Annotated in this window: 20 protein-coding genes and 1 pseudogene; 13 read left to right on the forward strand and 8 right to left on the reverse strand. The window is 71.3% G+C overall.

Going from position 1 to position 24,361, the window contains the following annotated elements; all coding sequences use genetic code 11:
• Positions 1-411 precede the first annotated feature (411 nt).
• A complete protein-coding gene (gene ychF / locus ACIQE0_RS02960) occupies positions 412-1,500 on the reverse strand; it encodes a redox-regulated ATPase YchF (protein WP_384096187.1) in 1,089 nt (362 codons plus the stop codon).
• A 560-nt stretch (positions 1,501-2,060) separates the two neighbouring features.
• On the opposite strand from ychF, the pseudogene ACIQE0_RS02965 reads away from it, so the two are divergent.
• Positions 2,061-2,456 (forward strand): annotated as a pseudogene (locus ACIQE0_RS02965) (DUF6542 domain-containing protein); the annotation flags it as partial.
• A gap of 58 nt (positions 2,457-2,514) precedes the next feature.
• On the opposite strand, the gene ppgK reads toward ACIQE0_RS02965, so the two are convergent.
• On the reverse strand, positions 2,515-3,417 hold the full coding sequence (ppgK, locus tag ACIQE0_RS02970) for a polyphosphate--glucose phosphotransferase (protein WP_366331267.1): 903 nt from the start codon (positions 3,415-3,417) through the stop codon (positions 2,515-2,517).
• A 71-nt stretch (positions 3,418-3,488) separates the two neighbouring features.
• Complete coding sequence (locus tag ACIQE0_RS02975) at positions 3,489-4,490, reverse strand: 4-hydroxy-3-methylbut-2-enyl diphosphate reductase (RefSeq protein WP_384096193.1); 1,002 nt, start codon at positions 4,488-4,490, stop codon at positions 3,489-3,491.
• Between the two features lie 114 nt (positions 4,491-4,604).
• On the opposite strand from ACIQE0_RS02975, the gene xseA reads away from it, so the two are divergent.
• The 3 genes from xseA to ACIQE0_RS02990 all read left to right on the forward strand — a co-directional run bounded on the left by xseA (position 4,605) and on the right by ACIQE0_RS02990 (position 6,988).
• Complete coding sequence (xseA, locus tag ACIQE0_RS02980) at positions 4,605-5,861, forward strand: exodeoxyribonuclease VII large subunit (protein WP_402328657.1); 1,257 nt, start codon at positions 4,605-4,607, stop codon at positions 5,859-5,861.
• Positions 5,862-5,871: 10 nt separating this feature from the next.
• The gene (locus tag ACIQE0_RS02985; RefSeq protein WP_366331264.1) at positions 5,872-6,141 is read left to right on the forward strand and encodes an exodeoxyribonuclease VII small subunit; all 270 of its coding nucleotides are present in this window, start codon (positions 5,872-5,874) and stop codon (positions 6,139-6,141) included.
• A gap of 253 nt (positions 6,142-6,394) precedes the next feature.
• On the forward strand, positions 6,395-6,988 hold the full coding sequence (locus ACIQE0_RS02990; protein ID WP_402328659.1) for a malonic semialdehyde reductase: 594 nt from the start codon (positions 6,395-6,397) through the stop codon (positions 6,986-6,988).
• A gap of 138 nt (positions 6,989-7,126) precedes the next feature.
• On the opposite strand, the gene ACIQE0_RS02995 is transcribed toward ACIQE0_RS02990, so the two are convergent.
• Entirely contained in the window at positions 7,127-7,663 is a 537-nt protein-coding gene (locus tag ACIQE0_RS02995) for a DUF4245 domain-containing protein (RefSeq protein ID WP_366331281.1), read from the reverse strand.
• Positions 7,664-7,891: 228 nt separating this feature from the next.
• On the opposite strand from ACIQE0_RS02995, the gene glpX reads away from it, so the two are divergent.
• Positions 7,892-8,923, forward strand: coding sequence for a class II fructose-bisphosphatase (gene glpX / locus ACIQE0_RS03000; RefSeq protein ID WP_366331262.1), 1,032 nt, complete (start codon positions 7,892-7,894; stop codon positions 8,921-8,923).
• 108 nt (positions 8,924-9,031) lie between these two features.
• Here glpX and ACIQE0_RS03005 read toward each other — a convergent pair whose 3' ends face one another.
• Both ACIQE0_RS03005 and ACIQE0_RS03010 read right to left on the reverse strand, forming a co-directional pair.
• Positions 9,032-9,391 carry a WhiB family transcriptional regulator gene (locus ACIQE0_RS03005; protein ID WP_366331261.1) on the reverse strand — a complete coding sequence of 120 codons (360 nt, stop codon included), beginning with the start codon at positions 9,389-9,391 and terminating at the stop codon, positions 9,032-9,034.
• Between the two features lie 181 nt (positions 9,392-9,572).
• Entirely contained in the window at positions 9,573-10,283 is a 711-nt protein-coding gene (locus ACIQE0_RS03010) for a DUF1707 domain-containing protein (protein ID WP_402329223.1), read from the reverse strand.
• A 298-nt stretch (positions 10,284-10,581) separates the two neighbouring features.
• On the opposite strand from ACIQE0_RS03010, the gene ACIQE0_RS03015 reads away from it, so the two are divergent.
• Positions 10,582-12,252 (forward strand): fumarate hydratase, encoded by a 1,671-nt coding sequence (locus ACIQE0_RS03015; RefSeq protein ID WP_402328662.1) that lies wholly within the window; start codon positions 10,582-10,584, stop codon positions 12,250-12,252.
• 262 nt (positions 12,253-12,514) lie between these two features.
• On the opposite strand, the gene ACIQE0_RS03020 is transcribed toward ACIQE0_RS03015, so the two are convergent.
• Positions 12,515-12,718 carry a hypothetical protein gene (locus tag ACIQE0_RS03020; protein WP_366331259.1) on the reverse strand — a complete coding sequence of 68 codons (204 nt, stop codon included), beginning with the start codon at positions 12,716-12,718 and terminating at the stop codon, positions 12,515-12,517.
• A gap of 434 nt (positions 12,719-13,152) precedes the next feature.
• Between ACIQE0_RS03020 and ACIQE0_RS03025 the strand changes: the two genes are divergently transcribed.
• The 5 genes from ACIQE0_RS03025 (at position 13,153) to ACIQE0_RS03045 (ending at position 20,346) form a co-directional block, all read left to right on the forward strand.
• Positions 13,153-14,547, forward strand: coding sequence for a class II fumarate hydratase (locus tag ACIQE0_RS03025; RefSeq protein ID WP_366331258.1), 1,395 nt, complete (start codon positions 13,153-13,155; stop codon positions 14,545-14,547).
• 56 nt (positions 14,548-14,603) lie between these two features.
• On the forward strand, positions 14,604-15,341 hold the full coding sequence (locus ACIQE0_RS03030) for a DUF402 domain-containing protein (protein ID WP_402328664.1): 738 nt from the start codon (positions 14,604-14,606) through the stop codon (positions 15,339-15,341).
• Between the two features lie 243 nt (positions 15,342-15,584).
• The gene (locus ACIQE0_RS03035; RefSeq protein WP_402328666.1) at positions 15,585-16,268 is read left to right on the forward strand and encodes a class I SAM-dependent methyltransferase; all 684 of its coding nucleotides are present in this window, start codon (positions 15,585-15,587) and stop codon (positions 16,266-16,268) included.
• Positions 16,269-16,355: 87 nt separating this feature from the next.
• Positions 16,356-18,656, forward strand: a complete 2,301-nt coding sequence (locus tag ACIQE0_RS03040; protein ID WP_402328668.1) for a SpoIIE family protein phosphatase — start codon at positions 16,356-16,358, stop codon at positions 18,654-18,656.
• A 226-nt stretch (positions 18,657-18,882) separates the two neighbouring features.
• Positions 18,883-20,346: a catalase gene (locus ACIQE0_RS03045; protein ID WP_366331255.1), complete on the forward strand. Its 1,464-nt coding sequence runs from the start codon at positions 18,883-18,885 to the stop codon at positions 20,344-20,346.
• 73 nt (positions 20,347-20,419) lie between these two features.
• Here ACIQE0_RS03045 and ACIQE0_RS03050 read toward each other — a convergent pair whose 3' ends face one another.
• Positions 20,420-22,795 carry a transglycosylase domain-containing protein gene (locus ACIQE0_RS03050; protein ID WP_402328670.1) on the reverse strand — a complete coding sequence of 792 codons (2,376 nt, stop codon included), beginning with the start codon at positions 22,793-22,795 and terminating at the stop codon, positions 20,420-20,422.
• A 274-nt stretch (positions 22,796-23,069) separates the two neighbouring features.
• On the opposite strand from ACIQE0_RS03050, the gene ACIQE0_RS03055 reads away from it, so the two are divergent.
• Both ACIQE0_RS03055 and ACIQE0_RS03060 read left to right on the forward strand, forming a co-directional pair.
• Positions 23,070-24,020: an SPFH domain-containing protein gene (locus tag ACIQE0_RS03055; RefSeq protein ID WP_366331253.1), complete on the forward strand. Its 951-nt coding sequence runs from the start codon at positions 23,070-23,072 to the stop codon at positions 24,018-24,020.
• Positions 24,017-24,310: a hypothetical protein gene (locus tag ACIQE0_RS03060; RefSeq protein WP_366331252.1), complete on the forward strand. Its 294-nt coding sequence runs from the start codon at positions 24,017-24,019 to the stop codon at positions 24,308-24,310. The genes ACIQE0_RS03055 and ACIQE0_RS03060 overlap by 4 nt, the downstream gene beginning before the upstream one ends.
• The last annotated feature ends 51 nt before the right edge of the window (positions 24,311-24,361 follow it).

Genomic DNA, 24,361 nt, shown 5'->3' on the forward strand with positions numbered 1-24,361 from the left:
ATCCAGAAGCGGCTCGACTACCTCAGCCCCGTCGAGTTCGAGGAGAAGCACTACGCCGACCAGGCAACGACCAAACGAACGAACCTGCAACCCCGTCAACCCGTACTGACCAGCTGATCAGCACCTCCCGCACGCCGGGGGAACCTCACTCCGACCACATCTCGCGCAGCACACCCTGTCCGCGACGGATCCGCAGCCGAGCACGGCCTGATCCAGCCGACAGACCATCAGCCACATCCAGCTCCGATCCAGCGGCGGTTCGGATAACCAGGGATGACGACAGGTGACGAGACGTCAGCCCATCCAGCACGGATCCAGCACCAGACACGGCAACGGGGTCGGCCCCGAATAGGACCGACCCCGCCTGACCTGCACATTTGCCAGATCGCTACGCCAATGCCATGGCGCCCGTCACACGTTGAAGCGGAACTCCACCACATCCCCGTCCTGCATCACGTACTCCTTGCCCTCCATGCGGGCCTTGCCGGCGGAGCGGGCCTCGGCGACGGAGCCGGTGGCGACCAGGTCGTCGAAGGAGATGACCTCGGCCTTGATGAAGCCCTTCTGGAAGTCGGTGTGGATGACACCGGCGGCCTCGGGGGCGGTGGCGCCCTTCTTGATCGTCCAGGCGCGGGTTTCCTTGGGGCCGGCGGTCAGGTAGGTCTGCAGGCCGAGGGTGCCGAAGCCGACGTGGGCGAGGGTGGCCAGGCCGGGCTCGTCCTGGCCGACGGACTGGAGGAGTTCGAGGGCCTCGTCGTCGTCGAGCTCGGCGAGGTCGGCCTCCAGCTTGGCGTTGAGGAAGATCGCCTCGGCGGGGGCGACCAGGGCGCGCTGCTCGTTCTTGAAGTCCTCGTCGGTGAGCTCTTCCTCGTCGACGTTGAAGACGTAGAGGAAGGGCTTGGTGGTGAGGAGGTGCAGGTCGTGCAGCAGCTCGGTGTTCTCCGCGCCCTGGACGAGGCCGGCGGAGAAGAGGGTGCGGCCGTCCTCCAGGATCGCCTTGGCCTCCTCGACGGCCTTGACCTTCGGAGCGACGTCCTTCTTGATGCGCGACTCCTTCGCCAGGCGCGGCAGCACCTTCTCGATCGTCTGGAGGTCGGCGAGGATCAGCTCGGTGTTGATGGTCTCGATGTCGTCCTTGGGCGAGACCTTGCCGTCGACGTGGACGACGTTCTCGTCCTTGAAGGCGCGGATGACCTGGCAGATCGCGTCGGACTCGCGGATGTTGGCGAGGAACTTGTTGCCCAGGCCCTCGCCCTCGGAGGCGCCGCGGACGATGCCCGCGATGTCGACGAAGTCGACGGTGGCGGGGAGGATCCGCTGGGAGCCGAAGATCTCTGCGAGCTTGGCGAGGCGGGGGTCGGGGACGCCGACCACGCCGACGTTGGGCTCGATGGTGGCGAACGGGTAGTTGGCCGCCAGCACGTCGTTCTTGGTCAGGGCGTTGAACAGGGTCGACTTGCCGACGTTGGGCAGACCGACGATTCCGATCGTGAGCGACACGGTGGCGACTTCCCGGAGCTGGAGATGGGCGTGGGGCGGGCCGCTTCCGGGGGCCGGGCCGAAGGGACCGGGCCGGGCCGGGGACGGCCGATCCACCAGTCTACTGGGCGGGCCCCGTGATGCCGGGCGGCCCGGGAGCGGCCGGGGGGAGGGCGCCCGCCGCGTCGCGCACTCCCCGCGCGTGCCCCGGGCCGCCTAACGGACCCCACAAGGTAGGTCAAAGTGCGTGTCCTGTGACCTATTAATCCCACTTCGCTGCCTACCGTTGGCGCGTGGACCAACATGTGGAGCACCCCGAAGCGCGCATGTCCCCGCAGGGCCGGCCGGGGAACGGCGGTCCGGACGCGGGGCGCGATGCCCGGCTCCCGCGTCCCGCGGAGGCCGTGGCCCCCGATCCCGACGACGCCTTCCTGACCGCGATGCGCGCCTCCGGCTACGCCTCCGCCCCCGCGCGCCCCGGCCGCACGCCCCGCGGCCGCGCCCCGGCGCCGACCCCGACCCCGGCACCGGGGCAGTTCCGGGCGCCGGCCCGGCCCTCGCCGCTCCGGACGGATCCGCGGATGCCGCGCCCGGTCGCCGTCGCGCCGCTCGACGGCCAGGAGGTCGCGGCCGTCTACCGGGCGGGCCCGCGGCGCCCCCCGGCCCCCGGTCTGCTCCGCCGGCTGCCGGCCGCGAAGCTCACCGGCTTCGGCTGCGGACTGTTCGCCACCCTCGTGCTGCTGGCCTTCGGGTTCCTGGATCGCTGGCTGCTGGGCGGCGCGCAGGTCGCGTACGGGGTCTTCTTCCTGCTGGTCGGCGCGGCGGCCGGGGCGTGGGTGCGGCCGCGCGACCTGGTCGCGGCTCCGGTCGCGCTGCCGATCGCCTTCACGCTCGGCGCGGTGCCGGTGCAGCACGGTCCGGCGGGCTTCACCGGGATGCTGCTCGGCGTCTTCACCGTCCTCGCGCTGAACGCCGGCTGGCTCTACGGCGGCACGCTGCTCTGCGGGCTGTGGGTGCTGGTGCGCAGGGCGCTGCTCAGCGCGCGGCGTCGGGCCAGCCGACCGGTGAGTCGACAGCCGCACCCGGGGCCGCGGACGGCGGCCCCTGCGGCGGACGGCTCCGCTCAGCGGGGGCCCGGTCGCCTCCGTCCGGAGAATCGACCGCGGCAGGTGGCGCGCCAACCTGAGCGGCATGCGCGGCCATCGCAGCCCCCACGATCCCCGCATTGTTCTGAAGCCGCGCCGGTACGATCTCGGCCCTGATCCCCTCGATCAGCGGCAGGAACTTCTCCGCCTTGCGGCTCACCCCGCCGCCGATCACGAAGAGCGCGGGCGAGAAGAGCATCTCCACATGGGTCAGATACTTCTGGACCCGGCGCGCCCAGTGCTCCCAGCTCAGCCCCTCGTCCTCCTTGGCCTTGGTGGAGGCGCGCTTCTCCGCCTCGTGGCCGTGCAGCTCCAGGTGGCCCAGCTCGGTGTTGGGGACGAGCCGGCCGTCGGTGAAGACGGCGCTGCCGATGCCGGTGCCGAGGGTGAGGACGATGACCGTGCCGGTGCGGCCGGCGCCGGCGCCGAACCTCATCTCCGCCAGGCCCGCGGCGTCCGCGTCGTTGAGCAGGGTGACCGGGCAGCCGGCGGCGGTCCCGCCGCCGAGCCGGCCGGTGAGCAGCGCGGCGGCGTCCGTGCCGATCCAGCGCTTGTCGACGTTGGCGGCGGTCCGGGTCGTCCCGCCGGTGACCACGCCGGGGAAGGTGGCGCCGACCGGGCCGGTCCACCCGAAGTGGTCCACGACCTCCTTGACGCAGTCGGCGACCGCCTCCGGCGTGGCCGGTTGCGGGGTCAGTACCTTGTAGCGCTCCTCGGCCAGTTCGCCGCGTTCCAGATCGACCGGGGCGCCCTTGATGCCCGATCCGCCGATGTCCACACCGAAGACCCTCATGGGAAAAGGCTAGGACCGGACTCCGCCCGCCGCTCCCGGTACGGGAGAACAGCGGGCGGAGGCGACGCGGGTCAGTCCTCGACGGCGGCCTTGGCCTCGGCGCGCAGGTCGCGGCGGAGCTCCTTGGGCAGCGAGAAGGCGATGGACTCCTCGGCGGCGGTGATGGTCTCGACGTCCTCGTAGCCGCGGGCGGCCAGCCATTCCAGGACGCCGTCGACCAGGATCTCGGGGACCGAGGCGCCGGAGGTGACGCCGACGGTGGTCACGCCCTCCAGCCACGCCTCGTCGATCTCCTCGGCGTAGTCGACCAGGTACGACGCCGTGGCGCCGGCGCCGAGGGCGACCTCCACCAGGCGCTTGGAGTTCGAGGAGTTGCGGGAGCCGACGACGATGACGAGGTCGGCGTGGGCGCCCATCTGCTTGACGGCCTGCTGGCGGTTCTGGGTGGCGTAGCAGATGTCGTCGCTGGGCGGCGAGAGGAGGTTGGGGAAGCGGCCCTGGAGGGCGTCGACGGTCTCCATCGTCTCGTCCACGGAGAGGGTGGTCTGGGAGAGCCAGACGACCTTGTCCGGGTCGCGGACCTCGACGCCCGCGACGTCCTTGGGGCCGTCGACGAGCTGGATGTGCTCGGGGGCCTCGCCGCTGGTGCCGATGACCTCCTCGTGGCCCTCGTGACCGATCAGGAGGATGTCGTAGTCCTCGTTGGCGAAGCGGACGGCTTCCTTGTGGACCTTGGTGACCAGCGGGCAGGTCGCGTCGATGGTGGCGAGCTTGCCGCGCTTGGCCTCGTCGTGGACGACGGGCGCGACGCCGTGCGCGGAGAAGATCACGATGTTGCCCTCGGGCACTTCCTCCGTCTCCTCGACGAAGATCGCACCCTTCTTCTCCAGGGTCTTCACCACGTACTTGTTGTGGACGATCTCATGGCGCACGTAGACCGGGGCGCCGTACTGCTCAAGGGCTTTCTCGACGGCGATCACGGCGCGGTCCACGCCTGCGCAGTAGCCGCGCGGGGCGGCGAGGAGGACCTTGCGGCGGGGCTGCGGACCGGGAGTAGCAGACATGGGTCCCATCGTAAGGCCGCGCTCCGGTCCGGGGTGATCGCGGCGGTGGTCGCGGACGGCTGAACGCACGCACCGGGCCTACGCGGTCGGGCACTGTCAGTGGCCGCCGCTACGCTCCCTGACATGGCTGTCTCTACGTCTCCGGAAGCGCCGATCCCGGTCGGCGAGGTGTCCCGGCTCATCGGCGGGTGGATCGACCGGCTCGGCGCGGTGTGGGTCGAGGGGCAGATCACCCAGCTCTCGCGGCGGCCGGGGGCGGGCGTGGTCTTCCTGACCCTGCGCGATCCCTCGTACGACATCTCGGTGAGCGTGACGTGCTACCGCCAGGTCTTCGACAAGGTCTCCGAGGTGGTGAGCGAGGGCGCCCGGGTGGTGGTGCACGCCAAGCCGGAGTGGTACGCCCCGCGCGGCCAGCTGTCCCTGCGGGCCGCCGAGATCCGGCCGGTCGGGGTGGGTGAACTCCTCGCCAGGCTGGAGCAGTTGAAGCGGACGCTGACCGCGGAGGGGCTGTTCGCGGCGGAGCGCAAGCGGCCGCTGCCGTTCCTGCCGCAGCTGATCGGGCTGGTCTGCGGCCGGGCCAGCGCCGCCGAGCGCGATGTGCTGGAGAACGCCCGGCACCGCTGGCCCGCCGTCCGCTTCGCGGTGCGCAACGTACCGGTGCAGGGGGTGCACGCGGTGCCCCAGGTGATCGCGGCGGTGCAGGAGCTGGACGCGCTGCCCGAGGTGGACGTGATCATCGTGGCGCGCGGCGGCGGCAGTGTGGAGGATCTCCTGCCGTTCTCCGACGAGCAGTTGGTCCGCGCGGTGTCCGAGGTGCGCACGCCGGTGGTCTCCGCGATCGGTCACGAGCCGGACAGCCCGCTGCTGGATCTGGTGGCCGATCTGCGCGCCTCGACGCCGACGGACGCGGCGAAGAAGGTGGTGCCGGACGTGGGCGAGGAACTGGCCCGGGTCGAGCAGCTGCGGGAGCGGGCCCGGCGCGCGCTCGGCGGCTTCCTGGAGCGCGAGGAGCGGGGCCTGGCGGCCGCGCTGCACCGCCCGTCGATACAGCACCCGCAGCGGATGGTCACGGAGCGCGCGGAGCAGGTCACCGCCCTGCTGGAGCGCGGCCGGCGGACGGTGGGGCATCTGCTGGACCGCGCCGATTCGGAGCTGGCGCACACCCTGGCGCGGGTGGTCGCGCTCTCCCCCAAGGCGACGCTCCAGCGCGGCTATGCGGTGCTCCAGCGGCCGGACGGGGCGGCGGTGCGCGCACCGTCGGAGGTGGCGGTGGACGAGGAGTTGCGGGCCAGGGTGGCCGAGGGCGAGTTCCGGGTGCGGGTGGCCGCACTCCCGGACGCCGGCTCCGCACGGACCCGTGCGCACGGGACGGACTCATAGGGTGGGAGACATGGCGAAGACGGATGACGTGGTGGATGCGGCGGCCGAGGTGGCACCGGTGGACTCCACCCTCGGTTACGAGCAGGCGCGGGACGAGCTGATCGACGTCGTCCGCCGCCTGGAGGCGGGCGGTACGACCCTGGAGGAGTCGCTCGCCCTGTGGGAGCGCGGCGAGGAGCTGGCCAAGGTGTGCCGCCGCTGGCTGGACGGCGCACGGGCGCGGCTGGACGCGGCCCTGGCGGAGCCGTCGGGCGACGACGGCGCCGCGGAAGAGGACTAGGGCCGGCGACAGGACCGGCGACAGCGCACAGGCCCCACCCACGGGGACCTGCGAACGAACGGGACGGCGGCCCGACCGGCCGCCCCGCCCTCACGGCCTTCCGGATCCCGGAAGGCCGTTGTCGATCTGTGAAGCCACTCACAGGCTCCATCCGTTAGTTGAAACTTAATCTATTCGCGTTACAGTGGTGAGCGCAGACGGCACCGTCGCCGTCCGCACGTTCCGTTGACCACCCAAAGCCAGAGGTGCCCCGATGTCTCTCGCCCTTGACGCCGCCGCTCAGGACCTCCTGTTCCGCGAGGCCCAGACCGCCAACACCTTCACGGACGAGCCGGTGACGGACGAGCAGGTCCAGGCCATCTACGACCTGGTGAAGTACGCTCCGACCGCCTTCAACCAGTCGCCGCTGCGGATCACCCTGGTCCGCTCCGAGGACGCCCGCCGGCGCCTGGTCGCGCACGCCATGGGCGCCAACGGCCCCAAGACCCTGGCCGCGCCGCTGACCGCGATCCTCTCCGTCGACCTGGACTTCCACGAGAAGCTGCCGCGGCTCTTCCCGCACGCCCCGGGCGTCAAGGACAGCTTCTTCTCCGAGGCCGCGGTCCGCGAGATCGCCGGCACCCAGAACGCCACCCTCCAGGCCGGCTACTTCATCCTCGGCATCCGCGCCGCCGGCCTGGCCGCCGGCCCGATGACCGGCTTCGACTTCGGCGCCGTGGACAAGGAGTTCTTCGGCGACGGCAAGCAGAAGTCCTTCCTGGTCATCAACCTCGGCAAGCCGGGCCCGGACGCCTTCTTCCCGCGCTCGCCGCGCCTGGCCTTCGACGAGGCCGTGGCCACCGTCTGAGCCGGCCCCCGGCCGCGCGGGACGCCGCGCACAGCACGAGGCCGCCGACACCCCTCCCGGGTGCGGCGGCCTCGTTCGTTCCTCCGGCGAACCGGGCTGGGCGGCGGTCCGGCCGCCCGGCCCCGCTCGGCGGCCGGCTCAGCCCTTCTTGGCGACCAGGGCCGCGGCCAGCTCCGCCAGCCGCCCGTACGGCGCGGTGCCGGTGACGACCGTGGTCACCCCGGACTCCTCGTTGACCAGCGCCTTGTAGGTGTCGCCCTGGTAGCGGTCCCACTTCTTGCCGCCGACGGCCTGCTGGCCGGCGACCTTCTCCGCGCCCAGCGTGACGTCCTTGATGTACTGCTTCGCGGGCGCGTCGCTCTGCTCGACGGCCGCGTACTGCTGCTCCGGGTCGAGCATCCCCAGGTGCCAGGCGCCGCCCTTGCCGTCGCTGGTCGCCTTGTACGAGACGGAGGTGGTCCGCCAGGTCGAGGGCAGGCCCTCGGGCGCGGCGACCGGGTACGGGGCCGCGCGCCGGGCGGTGATGATCTCGACCCGGGTGTCGACGGACTTGACCGCACCCTTCTCCGCGCTCGCACTGTCGTCGTGCGGAATGAAGTAGTAGATCGCCCCGACCAGGATCCCGATCACCGCCAGTGACAGGACCATGTCCGTCACCCTTTGCCTGCCTCGCATACCAGCCACGTCCCTATGGTCCCCCATGCCCGCCGGCCACCGGACCCGCCCCCCTGGGACGGCACCCACCTGCACAAACGATTCCGCCCCCGGCACCCGTCCGACACCGGCGTCACCCGGCCACCGGCTTGCTCATGCGAAGGCCCCCCTGCTCATTCTCATGACGTACCGATAAAGTCATAAGCACCCTCACCAATCCGGCCGTCGCCGTACAGAAAGGTGCGCTCGATGTCCGAGCATCATCTGCCGTCCCAACTCGAGGTCAGTCCGGAGGCACCGGACCGCAACCTCGCCCTGGAGCTCGTCCGGGTCACAGAGGCCGGCGCCATGGCATCGGGCCGCTGGGTCGGCCGCGGCGACAAGAACGGTGCGGACGGCGCGGCGGTCAAGGCCATGCGCTCCCTGATCCACACCGTCTCCATGAACGGCGTGGTGGTCATCGGGGAGGGCGAGAAGGACAACGCCCCGATGCTCTACAACGGCGAGCGGGTCGGCGACGGCACCGGTCCCGAGTGCGATGTGGCCGTGGACCCGGTGGACGGCACCACGCTGACCGCCAAGGGCATGGCCAACGCGGTCTCCGTGATGGCGGTCGCCGAGCGCGGCTCGATGTTCGACCCGTCCGCGGTGTTCTACATGGACAAGCTCGCCACCGGCCCGGAGGCCGCCGACTTCGTCGACATCACCGCGCCCGTGGCGGTGAACATCAAGCGGATCGCGAAGGCGAAGAAGTCCGCGGTCGAGGACGTCACCGTGGTCATCCTGGACCGGCCGCGCCACGACGGCCTGGTCAAGGAGGTCCGGGAGGCCGGCGCGCGGATCAAGTTCATAGCCGACGGCGACGTCGCCGGCGCGATCATGGCGGCCCGCGAGGGCACCGGCGTCGACCTGCTGCTGGGCATCGGCGGGACGCCCGAGGGCATCATCGCGGCCTGCGCGCTCAAGTGCATGGGCGGCACCTTCCAGGGCAAGCTGTGGCCCAAGGACGACGAGGAGCGCCGGCGCGCCCTCGACGCCGGCCACGACCTCGACCGGGTGCTGCAGATCGAGGACCTGGTCCGCGGCGACAACGTCTTCTTCGTCGCCACCGGCATCACCGACGGCGAGCTGCTCCGCGGCGTCCGCTACCGCGCCGAGACCGCCTACACCCAGTCCCTGGTCATGCGCTCCAAGTCCGGCACCATCCGCCAGATCGACTCCGAGCACCGCCTCTCCAAGCTGCGCGCCTACAGCTCGGTCGACTTCGAGCGCCCCAGCTGACCCGGTAGGCGAAAGCCGCCGAAGCGCACACAACTCGCCCCCGTCGGAAGCACTTTCCGGCGGGGGCGAGATGCGTACGGCGGTGGCCGTACGGAGGCGGTGCGGTGGTCAGCCGGCCGCGGTCATCGGGGCGGCGCGCTGGAGTTCGGTCTCCCGGCGCCGCCGGCGGGTGAGCACCACCCGGCGCTCGGCGGCGGTCAGTCCGCCCCATACGCCGTACGGCTCGGGCTGGAGCAGGGCGTGCTCCCGGCACTCGACCATCACCGGACAGCGGGCGCAGACCCGCTTCGCGGCCTCCTCCCGGGCCAGCCGCGCGGCGGTCGGCTCCTTGGAGGGCGCGAAGAACAACCCGGCCTCGTCCCGGCGGCACACCGCCTCGGAGTGCCAGGGACCGGCGTCGTCGCGCGCGTGCCCTCGCTGGGACGGAACGACAGCGGCATCCTGCAGGGGCTGATGCGGTAGCAGCACGGTCTACTCCTGACGACGGCTTCGGCGAGAGCAATCACCCTTGACCGTCTCGCTGCGCACGGCTTTTTCGCACCCCGCAGCCGTACGAGAGACGATGCACCAGCCCTACCCGCTGTACGCGGGCTTATGCACACCGTGGCGATCGAGGAACTGCCGACCCGAGCCCCAACTGCCCCTCGCCCTAACCGAGTCGGCGGCGTTCGCGGCGCTCCTCCCACCGCTCGCGGCGCTCCTCCCGCAGCTGGTCCATCCGCTCCCGGCGCTCGGTCCTGAGCTCGTCCGTCCGCTCGCGCCGCTCACCGCGGAGCCGGTCGCGCAGATCACTGATCCAGGCGCCGCGCTTGGGCTTGGCCTCCACGCTGCCCAGCAGCGCGAAGCCGTTGACGTCGACCTCCGGTGCGTCGCCGTCCTCCGCGTCGTGCGTCTCCACCTCGAAGCTGCCGAGGATGCCGGAGCCGTTGCTGCGCAGGGTGACGTTCTCGGGCACCCGGACCTCGACGCTGCCGAAGACGGAGGTGACGTTGATCTGCACGCGCTGCTGCGGGAAGACCGCCTCGGTCAGGTCGATCTCCACGCTGCCGAAGAACGCGACCGCGTTGATCCGCGGCGGGACGCGCCAGCGGCCCTTGCGGGTGGCCGCGCTGAAGATCGCGACGAGGTTCTGGTCCTCGGTCGCGGACGCCTGGCCGTAGTCGTAGGGCGCCGCGTCCGGCTGCGGCCGGCCGCCGGCCCCGGGGAGGTCCCGGACGACGGGCTCCAGCTCGCCCATGGTCTTGGCGCGGTAGACCGCGTCGATCCGCTCGCCGTGCTCCTCGGCGTCCAGCCGGCCCTCGGCGAGCGCCTCCCGCAGAATCTCCGCGACCCGGTCGCGATCCGCGTCCGAGGCCCGCATATCGGCCTCGGCCACCGGCCTGGCCTGCGGTTTTGCCTCGCCCTTGGTCAGTTTCACCGCCTGCTCCTGCTCGGCAAGCGGCCCGGGCGGGGTCTGCGGGCCCGGTCGTCCCCCGTTTTCTGAAGCGTCCACGACCACAGCGTACCGAAACGCGATAGATCGCGACCAGGGGATCCGGGGCCGCTCTTCCCCCGGACTGAGCCCTACCTCATAGCGGCGCCCCCCACCGGGGGTTCTACGCTGTTGAGGCGCTGCCGTAAAAGCCAGCCACACCCCTCCGAGTAAGGAACCATCCCTGATGCCGGAATTCGCCTATACCGACCTGCTGCCCACCGGCGAGGACAACACCCCGTACCGCCTGGTGACCTCGGAGGGCGTCAGCACCTTCGAAGCGGACGGCCGGACGTTCCTCAAGGTCGAGCCGGAGGCGCTGCGCAAGCTCGCCGCCGAGGCGATGCACGACATTGCGCACTACCTGCGGCCGACCCACCTCGCCCAGCTGCGCAAGATCCTGGACGACCCGGAGGCCAGCGCCAACGACCGCTTCGTCGCCCTGGACCTGCTCAAGAACGCCAACATCGCCGCCGCCGGCGTGCTGCCGATGTGCCAGGACACCGGCACCGCGATCGTCATGGGCAAGCGCGGCCAGAACGTGCTGACCGAGGGCGGCGACGAGGAGGCCCTCTCCCGCGGCATCTACGACGCCTACACCCAGCTCAACCTGCGCTACTCCCAGATGGCGCCGCTGACCATGTGGGAGGAGAAGAACACCGGCTCCAACCTCCCGGCCCAGATCGAGCTGTACGCCACCGACGGCGGCGCCTACAAGTTCCTCTTCATGGCCAAGGGCGGCGGCAGCGCCAACAAGTCCTTCCTCTTCCAGGAGACCAAGGCCGTCCTCAACGAGGCGTCCATGATGAAGTTCCTGGAGCAGAAGATCCGTTCGCTCGGTACGGCCGCCTGTCCGCCGTACCACCTCGCGATCGTCGTCGGCGGCACCTCGGCCGAGTACGCCCTGAAGACCGCCAAGTACGCCTCCGCGCACTACCTGGACGAGCTGCCCGGCGAGGGCTCGCCGACCGGCCACGGCTTCCGCGACAAGGAGCTGGAGGAGAAGGTCTTCGAGCTGACCCAGAAGATCGGCATCGGCGCCCAGTTCGGCGGCAAGTACTTCTGCCACGACGTCCGCGTGGTCCGCCTCCCCCGGCACGGCGCCTCCTGCCCGGTGGCCATCGCGGTGTCCTGCTCCGCCGACCGCCAGGCCGTCGCCAAGATCACCGCCGAGGGCGTCTTCCTGGAGCAGCTGGAGACCGACCCGGCCCGCTTCCTCCCCGACACCACGGACGCGGAGCTGACGCAGGGCGCGGGCCCGGACCTCGACGCCGTCAAGGTCGCCCTCAACCAGCCCATGGACGCGATGCTCGCCGAGCTGACCCGGCACCCGGTCAAGACCCGGCTCTCGCTGACCGGCACCCTGGTCGTCGCCCGCGACATCGCCCACGCCAAGATCAAGGAACGGCTGGACGCGGGCGAGGAGATGCCGCAGTACCTCAAGGACCACCCGGTCTACTACGCCGGCCCGGCCAAGACCCCCGAGGGCTACGCCTCCGGCTCCTTCGGCCCCACCACGGCGGGCCGGATGGACGCCTACGTCGAGCAGTTCCAGGCCGCCGGCGGCTCCAAGATCATGCTCGCCAAGGGCAACCGCTCCCAGCAGGTCACCGACGCCTGCGCCGCGCACGGCGGCTTCTACCTGGGCTCCATCGGCGGCCCGGCCGCCCGCCTCGCCCAGGACTGCATCAAGAAGGTCGAGGTCCTCGAATACGAGGAGCTGGGCATGGAGGCCGTCTGGAAGATCGAGGTCGAGGACTTCCCCGCCTTCATCGTCGTCGACGACAAGGGCAACGACTTCTTCACCGATCCGTCCCCCGCGCCCACGTTCACCTCGATCCCCGTTCGCTCCTCCTGAACCGGCGGCCGCCCGCGGGCGGCCGAGGATCGCCACACCGGCAACCCGGTGCGCCGGGGGGCGCAAGGCCCCCGGCCGCACCTGACGTTCGGCGCACCGCCCTGCGGCCGCCCTTCCGCCTCGCGCGGAGGGCGGCCGCAGGCGTTTCCGGCAACTTCCGCACCGGCGGGGGGTCTTCACGTACCGCACGCACTTCGCGCCCGGCGGGCCCTCGGCCCGCCGGACTGTCGGGCCGCCGGACTGCCCGGCCGCCGGACGCGCCCTAGCGGCTCCGGTGGCGGGGGCAGGCGCACGGCGGCCAGGCCTGGGTGAGGCCGTAGAGGTCGAAGCGGTCGCCGGCGACGACGTGGATCTGGGCGTGCTCCTGGACGACGACGCCCTCGCGCGTCGTGGTGTAGACGCGCAGGGTCATGAGCGACTGCCGGGATCGCGTACCCGGTGGTGTCTGGCCGGCGGTGGTGGCCATGGTGACGCTCCTGTTCGGTGGGGGGTGTTGGCGCTGTCCTGTTAGTGGCGACGGCGGCCCCCCGGGTTCCCTCGTGGGATCGCCTGAACCTTCGGCGGATTGCTACGTTCCGTGTTCCCACCGTCACCGTGCGACGTAACCTCAGGAAGAGAGTGAGAACGGATTCCTACAGGCGTAAGAATGGGAAGTGAGGCCGTGGCCAAGGAAGTTGATCCGGCACCGCCGAGGCTCGCGAGCGCGGGTACGGCACTTGACGCACGGCGACCGGCCGGGAGCGCGCGCCGACGGCTCCCCGCGGCCCGCTGCGGGCCGCGGGCGCCCTGAAGGGCCCGCGGGGCGCCGGCGTGCCGGCACGGCGGCAGGCGCGCCCGCAGGCAGGTGACATCGCCTCCGGGCTCGGGAACAGAAGCGCGATCAGGGGCACTGTCATAGACATGAGCGAAAACAGCGCATTCAGGATCGAGCACGACTCGATGGGTGAGGTGCGGGTTCCCGCGCATGCCAAGTGGCGGGCCCAGACCCAGCGGGCGGTGGAGAATTTCCCGATCTCCGGGCAGCGGCTGGAGCGGGCGCACATCGCGGCGCTGGCGCGGATCAAGGGGGCGGCCGCCAAGGTCAACGCCGATCTGGGGGTGCTGGGCAAGGAGCTCGCGGAGGCCATCGCGGAGGCGGCAGCGGAGGTGGCCGAGGGCCGGTGGGACGAGGACTTCCCCGTCGACGTGTTCCAGACCGGGTCGGGAACGTCGTCGAACATGAATGCCAACGAAGTGATCGCGACCCTCGCCAGTGAGCGGCTGGGGCGCGCGGTGCACCCCAATGACCACGTCAATGCGAGCCAGTCGTCCAACGACGTGTTCCCCTCGTCGATTCACATCGCGGCGACGTCGGCCGTGCTCCATGACCTGATTCCGGCACTGGAACACCTGGCGGCGGCGCTGGAGCGGAAGGCGGAGGAATTCTGCGAGGTGGTGAAGTCGGGGCGGACGCATTTGATGGATGCGACGCCGGTGACGCTCGGGCAGGAATTCGGGGGTTATGCGGCGCAGGTGCGCTACGGCGTCGAGCGGTTGCGGGCGTCGTTGCCGCGGCTGGCCGAACTCCCCTTGGGCGGTACGGCGGTCGGGACGGGGATCAACACCCCGCCGGGGTTCTCGGCGGCGGTGATCGCCGAGGTCGCGCGGGCCACCGGGCTGCCGCTGACCGAGGCGCGCGACCATTTCGAGGCGCAGGGGGCACGGGACGGAATCGTCGAGACCAGCGGTCAGTTGCGGACGATCGCGGTGAGTCTGACGAAGATTGCCAACGATCTGCGGTGGATGGCGTCGGGGCCGCGGACGGGGCTCGCCGAGATCAATCTGCCGGATCTCCAGCCCGGTTCGTCGATCATGCCGGGGAAGGTCAATCCGGTGATTCCGGAGGCGGTGTTGATGGTCGCGGCGCAGGTCACCGGAAACGACGCGACGGTGGCGGCGGCCGGCGCGGCCGGCAATTTCGAACTCAATGTGATGCTGCCGGTGATCGCGCGGAATGTGCTGGAGTCGGTGCGGCTGCTGGCCAATGTCTCGCACCTGCTGGCCGACCGGACGGTGGACGGGATCACCGCGAATGTGGGGCGGGCCCGCGAATTCGCCGAATCCTCACCGTCGGTGGTCACTCCGCTGAACACCTACCTCGGTTACGAGGAGGCGGCGAAGGTCGCCAAGCGGTCGCTGGCGGAGCGGAAGACCATCCGGGAGGTGGTCATCGAGAGCGGTTACGTCGAGCGCGGACTGCTGACGACCGCACAGCTCGACGAGGCGCTGGACGTGTTGCGCATGACCCATCCGTAACCACCGGTGCGGCGCATGTCACCGCACGCGTAACGCGACGCCCCTAAGATCTGCGCATGACAGCGGACATGGTGGAGTCGACGGAAGGCGAGACGGACGGTGTGCCCGCGCCGGCGGCCGGTGCGGGGCGATCGGCTGCGGACGGGGGCCGTTGGGCGCCCGGCGAGCACGTCCTGTGGCGCTATCGCGACAACGCCGATCCCCGCCGGTTCCACATCTGCCGTCCGGTGACCGTCGTCCAGGACACCGAGGAGCTGCTCGCGGTGTGGATGGCGCCGGGCACACCGTGCGTCAAGCCGGTGCTCGCCGACGGCACACCCCCGCACCGCGAGCCGCTCGCCACCCGCTACACCAAACCCCGGCGGGCGGCGCACGACCAGTGGTTCGGCACCGGTGTGCTGAAGTTGGCCCGGCCCGGGGACCCCTGGTCGGTCTGGCTGTTCTGGGAGAGCGGCTGGCACTTCAAGAATTGGTACGTCAATCTGGAGGAGCCGCGCCGCCGTTGGCCGGGCGGAATCGACTCGCTCGACCATTACCTCGACATCTGCGTCTATCCGGACCGGCGCTGGGAGTGGCGGGACGAGGACGAGTTCGCACAGGCACGGCGGGACGGGCTGATGACGGACGCGCAGGCGGCCGGCGTCAGATCCGCCGGACGCGCCGCGGTCGCACAGATCGAGGCGTGGGGCAGGCCGTTCGCCGACCGCTGGGAGGACTGGCGACCCGATCCGGCCTGGGAAGTACCGATGCTTCCGGAGAACTGGGATCAACTGCCGGATCGTTTGCTGCCGTGAGGTAGCAAACGTGAAAAGAAGAGAATGAAGAGAGTGAAGGGGGCGAACGGTGGAAAGGTGCGCCTATGGGCAAAGCTGTTTCCCACCGGGTTCCCGCGCGGTTCCCGCCGGGCGAGAAGCGGTACCCGGCCCCCTTGCTGCGCCCTGGGCGTTCAAACGTAGGATCGTCCTCCGCAAGACTGCACAGGCGCAACTCCAGAACGAGAAAACGAACTTGACCGCGGTCGCAGGAGGGGCGAGGTCGTGAGCGCGACAAGCTACGACGCGTACGAGGGCCTGAATCGGTTAGCACTGGACCGGGCCGGACAGGCCGAGGCGTTCGACGCCATCGGCAACCAGTACGAGACGGCCTTTCCGCACAAGGACGGCCAACTCGCCTCCGGCACCTGGCTGAGCGGCGAACTGCCGCCCGGTTCCCGGATCCTTGACGTGGGGTGCGGCACGGGCGTGCCGACGGCGCGTCAACTCGGCGAGGCCGGTCACCAGGTCGTGGGAATCGACCTCTCCCCCGGGATGGTCAAACTGGCCCGGGACAACGTCCCGGGCGCCGAATTCCACCGGCTGGACATCGCCGATCTGCGCGGCGGCCGGCTGGGCGGTCCCGGTTCCTTCGACGGAATCGCCGCCTATTTCTCCCTGTTGATGCTGCCCCGTGCCGAAATCCCCTGTGCACTGGGCCTGCTGCACGCTCTGCTGCGCCCCGGCGGGCTGATGGCCCTGGCCATGGTCGAGGGCGATATCGACGACTTCCCCATTCCGTTCCTCGGCAGCACGATCCGGGTATCCGGATATCTGCGGGAAGACCTGCGCCGGGTCGTGCGCGACGCGGGATTCGACATCGTCGGGGAGGACTCGTATGCGTATGCCCCGGCGAGCACGGACGTACCACCCGAAATCCAGCTCTTCCTGCACCTGCGACGCGCTTGAGACGCACCGCGTCAGGCGCGGCCGCTCGGGCGGCGCGCACCGAACGCGGCGCGCCGGCGCCAGCCCCGGACGGATGGAATCCCACGCGTGACGGAGCATCCCACCTCCCACGAAACGCGGCAGTCGGCCCCGACCGCCGCGTCCTCGGCGTCCCCTGCTGCGGGGACGGCCGAGACCGCGCCGCCCGACGGCGTACCCGACCCGCGCAGCGCCCTCCAGCAGCCCGTCGGCGACGACCACGACCCGGCGCCGGGCACGGGGTTCGCGGTGCGCGGCGGTGACGACAACGGCTTCGGCGAGGCCGGTACGGCGGGCGAGTTCGCCGCCGCGGCCTCCGCGGGCCCACCGGGCGGGCAGGGGGACGCCGAACCGGCCGCCGACCACGGCCCGGCCGGCGACGGCGCGCGGGCGTACGGCGCCGCCCGCGCGTCCCGCGACAGTTCCTACGGCGCGTGCGCCGGGTCGTACGGGGGCTCGTACGACCCGTACGGGGAGGTGGCCATGCCCACGGAAGGGCGGCCGGACGGGGAGCCGGGCGTACGGGGCGGCGGGCGGTCCGGCGCGGAGCTGCCGCCGCCGGCGGGACCGCCGCAGCCGCCCGGAGTGCCGCCGGCGCGCTCGGCGCATCCGGGCGAGAGCACGGAGAGCCGGGAGGTGACCGCGGCCCGTCAGGCGAGCGGGGACCGGCTGCGGTTCATCGGGGCGGCGACCCGGCGGATCGCCCGCGGGATAGACCTGGACGAGATCGTGCTGGGGCTGTGCCGGGCGACGGTGCCGACCTTCGCCGACGCGATCCTGGTCTATCTGCGCGATCCGCTGCCGGTGGGCGACGAGCGGCCGACCGGCCCGGTGGTGCTGCGGCTGCGCCGCACCGACCGGATCCCGGAGGAGCCGGACACCAACGGGCTGCGGCTGCCGGTGCTGCCGGCGCAGCCGGACCTGGGCCCGGCGATGGGCGGCAGCGCAGCGGAGCTGTCCGAGGTGCGCCCGGGCGGGCCGCTGGCGGAGGTGCTGCGCGGGGTGCGGCCGCTGTTCGGCGAGGCCCAGGCGGCGCGGACCGCGCTGCCGGAGCTGCTGGGTCCCGACACCCGGCTGCCGGGCGGTCACCGGGTGATCCTGGCGCCGCTGCGCGGGCGCCGGCGGGTGATCGGCGCGGCGGTGTTCCTGCGCCGCCCGGACCGGCCGGCGTTCGAGCCGGACGACCTGCTGGTGGCGGCCCAGTTGGCGACGCACACCGCGCTGGGCGTGGACAAGGCGGTGCTCTACGGCCGCGAGGCGTACATCGCGGACGCGCTCCAGCGCACGATGCTGCCGGACTCGCTGCCGCAGCCGACCGGTGTGCGGCTGGCCAGCCGCTATCTGCCGGCCGCGGAGACCGCGCGGGTGGGCGGCGACTGGTACGACGCGATCCCGCTGCCGGGCAGCCGGGTGGCGCTGGTGGTCGGCGACGTGATGGGCCACTCGATGACCTCGGCCGCGATCATGGGGCAGCTGCGGACCACCGCGCAGACCCTGGCCGGTCTGGACCTGCCGCCGCAGGAGGTGCTGCACCACCTCGACGAGCAGGCCCAGCGGCTGGGCTCGGACCGGATGGCGACGTGCCTGTACGCGGTGTACGACCCGGTGGCGCATCGGATCATCGTCGCCAACGCCGGGCATCCGCCGCCGGTGATGCTGCACCGCGGTGGGCGCGCGGAGGTGCTGCGGGTGCCTCCGGGCGCGCCGATCGGCGTCGGCGGGGTGGACTTCGAGGCGGTGGAGCTGGACGCCCCGGCGGGCGCCACGCTGGTGCTCTACACCGACGGCCTGGTGGAGTCGCGGATCCGGGACGTGTGGACCGGCATCGAGCAGCTGCGGGAGCGGCTGGCCGAGACGGCCCGGCTGACCGGCCCCAACCCGCCGCCGCTGGAGCCGATGTGCGACGAGGTCCTGGACATGCTCGGGCCGGGCGACCGCGATGACGACATCGCGCTGCTGGCGGCCCGGTTCGACGGGATCGCGCCGAGCGACGTCGCGTACTGGTACCTCGACCCGAAGGCGCAGACGGCCGGGCAGGCCCGCCGGCTGGCCCGCCGGGCGCTCGTCCGCTGGGGCCTGGAGGAGCTGTCGGACCAGCTGGAGCTGCTGGTCAGCGAGGTGGTGACCAATGCGGTGCGGTACGCCGAGCGGCCGGTGACGCTGCGGCTGCTGCGGACCGACGTGCTGCGCTGCGAGGTCGGCGACGACGTCCCGCAGCTGCCGCGGCTGCGGCAGGCCCGGCCGTCCGACGAGGGCGGGCGGGGACTGTACCTGGTCAACCGGATGGCGCGGCGCTGGGGCGCGACCCGGCTGAGCATGGGCAAGGTGGTCTGGTTCGAGCTGTCGATGCCGCCGGGGACGCGTCGCTGAGGCCGCGCGCCGCCCGCGTAGGAGGGGACCCCGTCCGGCCCGGGCGGGGTCCCCTCCTACGATCCCGGGACTCGACCGGACGTGCGGGACCCCTTGCCGACGTGCCGCGGACGGCGTTGACTGCTTGGGTGGAGCAAAAGGGACTTACGGGACCAGCTGCCCCCGGAAGGGACTGACGGCCCCCGACCCATCCACCGCCAGTCATCGAACGGGAGGCGTTCCTCCAATGAGCAGCACCGCGCAGAACGTCCCGCACACGACGAACAACGCCGGCATCCCGGTGGAGAGCGACGAGCACTCCCTGACCGTGAGCCCGGACGGTCCGATCCTCCTCCAGGACCACTACACGATCGAGAAGATGGCCCAGTTCAACCGCGAACGGGTCCCCGAGCGGGTGGTGCACGCCAAGGGCAGCGGCGCCTACGGCTTCTTCAAGGTCACAGGCGACGTCAGCCAGTTCACCAAGGCGGACCTCTTCCAGCCCGGCAAGGAAACCGAGATGCTGGCCCGCTTCTCGACCGTCGCGGGCGAGATGGGCTCCCCCGACACCTGGCGCGACCCGCGCGGCTTCGCCCTCAAGTTCTATACCGAGCTGGGCAATTACGACCTGGTGGGCAACAACACCCCGGTCTTCTTCGTACGGGACACGATCAAGTTCCAGGACTTCATCCGCTCGCAGAAGCGCCGCCCCGACAACGGGCTGCGCGACAACGACATGCAGTGGGACTTCTGGACGCTCTCGCCGGAGTCGGCGCACCAGGTGACCTGGCTGATGGGCGACCGCGGCATCCCCAAGACCTACCGGCACATGAACGGGTACGGCTCGCACACCTACATGTGGGTCAACGCGGGCGGCGAGAAGTTCTGGATCAAGTACCACTTCAAGACCGACCAGGGCATCGACTTCCTCACCCAGGCCGACGCCGACCGGCTGGCCGGCGAGGACGCCGACTGCCACCGCCGGGACCTGCACGACGCGATCGAGGGCGGCAACGCCCCGTCGTGGACGCTGTACGTGCAGGTCATGCCGTTCGACGACGCGCCGGACTACCGCTTCAACCCGTTCGACCTGACCAAGGTGTGGCCGCACGGCGACTACCCGCTGATCGAGGTCGGCCGGATGACGCTCAACCGGAATCCGGAGGACTACTTCATCCACATCGAGCAGGCCGCGTTCGAGCCGTCCAACATGGTGCCGGGCATCGGCCCGTCCCCGGACAAGATGCTGCTGGGCCGGCTGTTCTCGTACCCGGACACCCACCGGTACCGGATCGGCCCCAACTACGCCCAGCTGCCGCCCAACCGCCCGCACGTGCCGGCCCATTCGTACGCCAAGGACGGCCCGATGCGGTTCGACCCGGCACGGACGGCCCGGCCGTACGCGCCGAACTCCTACGGCGGCCCGGCGGCCGACACCGGGCGCTACGGGGAGCCGGCGGGCTGGGAGTCCAGCGGTGCGATGGTGCGCGAGGCGTACACGCTGCGCCGGGACGACGACGACTTCGGGCAGCCGGGCACGCTGGTCCGCGAGGTGATGGACGACGCGGCCCGCGAGCGGCTGGTCGGCAACGTCGCCGGGCACCTGCGGAACGGGGTGAGCCGGCCGGTCCTGGAGCGGGCCCTCCAGTACTGGCGGAACATCGACAAGAACCTCGGCGACCGGATCGCCAAGAAGGTCAACGGCGGCTGATCCGCGCACACAGCACCGCGGCCCGCACCCCGGAAAGGGTGCGGGCCGCGGCGCTGCCGGATGGCCGGGCCGGTCAGTTGCCGAAGTTCGGCATCAGACTGTCGCCGCCCCCCGCGGCGGTGCCGCCCGTGGTCCCGCCGGCGCCGCCGGTACCACCGGTGCCGTGGCCACCACCGGTGCCGCCGCCGGTGCCGCCGCCGGTGCCGGTGCCGCCGGTGCCGGTGCCGCCGGTGCCGGTGGCGCCGCCGGGGGTGCCGCCGGTGCCGGTGCCGCCGGTGCCGCCGGTGCCGCCGGTGGTCGAGTCCGAGCCGCCGTCGGTCGACGTGGGCCGGCCGGTGCCGGCGGTGTCCGACGGGGAGTGGGTCGGCGTCGGGTCGGTCGACTCGGACTCGGTCGGCGTCGCGGTCGGGGTGGCCGTCGGGGTCTGGCTCGGCGTCGAGGTCACCGGCGGCGGCACCGCGGCGCCCATGTCGGTCTCGAGGTCGAAGTCGGCGCCGGTGTGGTCACCGAGCGCGGCCTGGGTGTAATCGGCCCAGACCCGCGCCGGGTAGCCGCCGCCGTTGACCCGGCCGCCGCCACCGGTGCCCCTGAGGCTGACCTGCTTGCCGCCGTTGGGCGACTCGCCGAACATGCCGACCGCGGTGACCAGCTTCGGCGTGTAGCCCACGAACCAGGCCGACTTGTTGTCGTCGGAGGTGCCGGTCTTGCCCGCCGCCTTGTAGGCGGTGTTCTTCACCGCATCCGCGGCGGTGCCGTCGTTGACCACGCCGGTCAGGACGGAGGTGACGGTGTCGGCCGTCTTCCGGCTGATCACCTGGTCGCCGATCGGGTCCTTGAGCGAGAACTCCTTGCCGCCGTCCTGGGGCGGCATCGCCTTGACGACCAGGGACGGGGTGACCTTCCTGCCGTGGTTGTCGAGGGTGGCGTAGGCGCCCGCCATCTGGAGCGGACTGGCGCCCATGGTGCCCAGGGTCATCGCGGGCTGCACGTCCATCCTGTCGTCCAGGCCCAGGCTGACCGCGGTCTTCTTGACCTGGTCCAGGCCGACGTCGGCGCCCATCTGCGCGAAGACGGAGTTGACGGAGTCGTCGGTCGCCGTCTGGACGGTGATCCTGCCGTAGGTGCGCTCGTCCTCGTTCGGCGGGGCGAACGGCGTGGTCCCGCCGACGACCGGGCGGCGGTTGGCGCCGTCGTAGATCGTGTTGGGGGTGATCGGGACGCCGCTCTTGGTGGCCGCGTGGTTCTCCAGCGCCGACGCCAGGATGAGCGGCTTGAAGGTGGAGGCCGCCTGGTAGTCGGAGCGGGTGGCGTTGTTGGTGTAGTGCTTGGGGTAGCCCTCGCCGCCGTAGAGCGCCACCACGTGCCCGGTTTCCGGGTCCACCGAGGCGGCGCCGAGCTGGGCGTCGCGGTCGACCGAGCGCTGGTCGGGCCTCAGGTCGTCGGTGAGCTTCCGCTGGACCGCCTGCTCCAGCGCCTTCTGCCGGTTCTTCTCGATGCCGAGGGTGACGGTCCAGCCGCCGGCCTCGAATTCGTTCTCGTCGACGCCCTGGGCGAAGAGCTCCTTCTTGGCCGCGGCGATGATGTAGCTGGCCTGGCCGGTCAGACCGGGCAGCGGCTTGGGCGGCTTGGGCACCGGGAACTTCAGCTGGTCGCGCTGCTCGGCGCTGAGCCACTTCATCTCGACCATGTTGTTGAGCGCGTACGCCCAGCGCTCCTGGACGCGCTTCTTGCCGGCGTCGGAGGCGATGGCCCAGTCGTACTGGTTGGGCGCCTGGAGCAGCGAGGCGAGGTAGGCGCCCTGCGCGACGGTGAGCTTGTCGGAGTCCACGCCGTAGTAGGCCTGGGCGGCGGCCTGGATGCCGTAGGCGCCGCGGCCGTAGAAGCTGGTGTTGATGTAGCCGGCGAGGATCTCGTCCTTGCTGAACTTCTGGTCCACCTTGAGGGAGATGACGATCTCCTGGAGCTTGCGGGTGACCGTCTGCTCCTGGCTCAGGTAGTAGTTCTTCACGTACTGCTGGGTGATCGTCGAACCACCCTGCTTGCCCTTGCCGCTGAGGGTGTTGAGGACGCCGCGCAGGGTGCCCTTCAGGTCGACGCCGGAGTCGTCGTAGAACGTCTTGTTCTCGGCGGCGACGAAGGTGTGCTGGACGGCCTTGGGTATTCGGCTGAGCGGGACCGTCTCGCGGTTGATCTGACCGACCCGGGCCATGACCGAGCCGTCCGCGTACTTGAAGACGTTGCTCTGGAGCTTGGCGTCCTTGTTGCCGGCCGGGACGTCCACGTAGAGGTAGAGTCCGACGAATCCCAGGATGCCCAGCAGGCACATGCCCAGGAAGGCTCCGAGGATCTTCTTCCAGGTGAAGAGGCGGCGTATGCCGGACCTCTTCTCGTCGTTTCCGGCCCGGCGGGCGCCGCCCTGCCGCACCTGCCCCGCGTCCGCTCGGCCCATCGCTCGTGCAACTCCAGTCGTTCCGCCCCCGGCATAACTCAGCTGTTGAAGCTAACACCGCATCTGACAACAAATACTCATCGATCAAGGCTTTTCCCTACGTGACATACAGCACGGGAAATGCGTGCAACCCTCGGGGCCCGGCCGAAACCCTCTGGACCGCAGCAGGCCAGCGCGTTAAAGTGCTATCACTTTGCTAGACCGGCGCAAGCACGCACCGCGGCACACGTCACGCGCCGCGGCATGCTGCGCGCATCGAGGAAACGGGGACCACATGACCAGTACGACATCCGCCTCTCCGCAGGCCACGGACGCCCCGGAGATGCCGGCGCCGCAGGTCCGCGAGCGGGCCGCGCACAGCATCCCGGGCGGGCTGGCCCTGCTGCTGACCGTCCTGGGCGTCGCCCTCGGCCTCGTCGCGGTGATCGCCGGCGGCATCCTGAGCAAGCAGGGCCACGGCGCGGCCGGCGCCCCGACGGTGATCGTCGGAATCCTGCTGCTCATTGGCTCGATCTTCTGCATGACCGGCGTGAAGATGGTCGCGCCCGGCGAGGCCCGGGTGATCCAGCTCTTCGGCCGGTACGTCGGCACCATCCGCACCGACGGCCTGCGCTGGGTCAACCCGCTCACCACGGCCCGCAAGGTCTCCACCCGGGTGCGCAACCACGAGACCGCGGTCCTCAAGGTCAACGACGCCTACGGCAACCCGATCGAGCTCGCCTCGATCGTCGTCTGGAAGGTCGAGGACACCGCCCAGGCGCTCTTCGAGGTCGACGACTTCCTGGAGTTCGTCGCCACCCAGACCGAGGCGGCGGTCCGGCACATCGCCATCGAGTACCCCTACGACGCCCATGACGAGGACGCCCTCTCCCTGCGCGACAACGCCGAGGAGATCACCGAGAAGCTCGCCGTGGAGCTGACCGCCCGGGTCCAGGCCGCCGGTGTGCAGATCATCGAGACCCGCTTCAGCCACCTCGCCTACGCCCCCGAGATCGCCTCCGCGATGCTCCAGCGGCAGCAGGCCGGTGCGGTCGTCGCGGCCCGCCAGCAGATCGTCGAGGGTGCGGTGGGCATGGTCGAGTCGGCCCTGGCGCGGATCAACGAACAGGGCATCGTCGAGCTGGACGAGGAGCGCAAGGCCGCCATGGTCAGCAATCTGATGGTGGTGCTGTGCGGCGACCGCGCCGCCCAGCCCGTCCTGAACACGGGCTCGCTCTACCAGTGAGCACGGAAAGCCCCCAAGGGCCGGGCGCGGACCGCGAACGGCCCGCCGGCCGCCGGCCGCAGCAGCGCAAGCAGGTGCTGCTGCGGCTGGACCCGCTGATCCACGACGCCCTCACCCGCTGGGCCGACGACGAACTCCGCAGCGCCAACGCCCAGATCGAGTTCCTGCTCCGCAAGGCGCTGGGCGATGCCGGGCGGCTGCCGCGGGGCGCCGGCGGACTACCCCGGCGCGGCCGGCCGCCGAAGCGGCGGGAACCGGAGGAGGGAACGGAGGCGACCGGCGACGCATGACACCGGGCGGCACCGAGAACTCCGTCTATACACACCGCGTATACACCTCAT

It is taken from the genome of Streptomyces sp. NPDC093097 (assembly GCF_044754325.1).
Classification (GTDB): Bacteria; Actinomycetota; Actinomycetes; order Streptomycetales; family Streptomycetaceae; genus Streptomyces.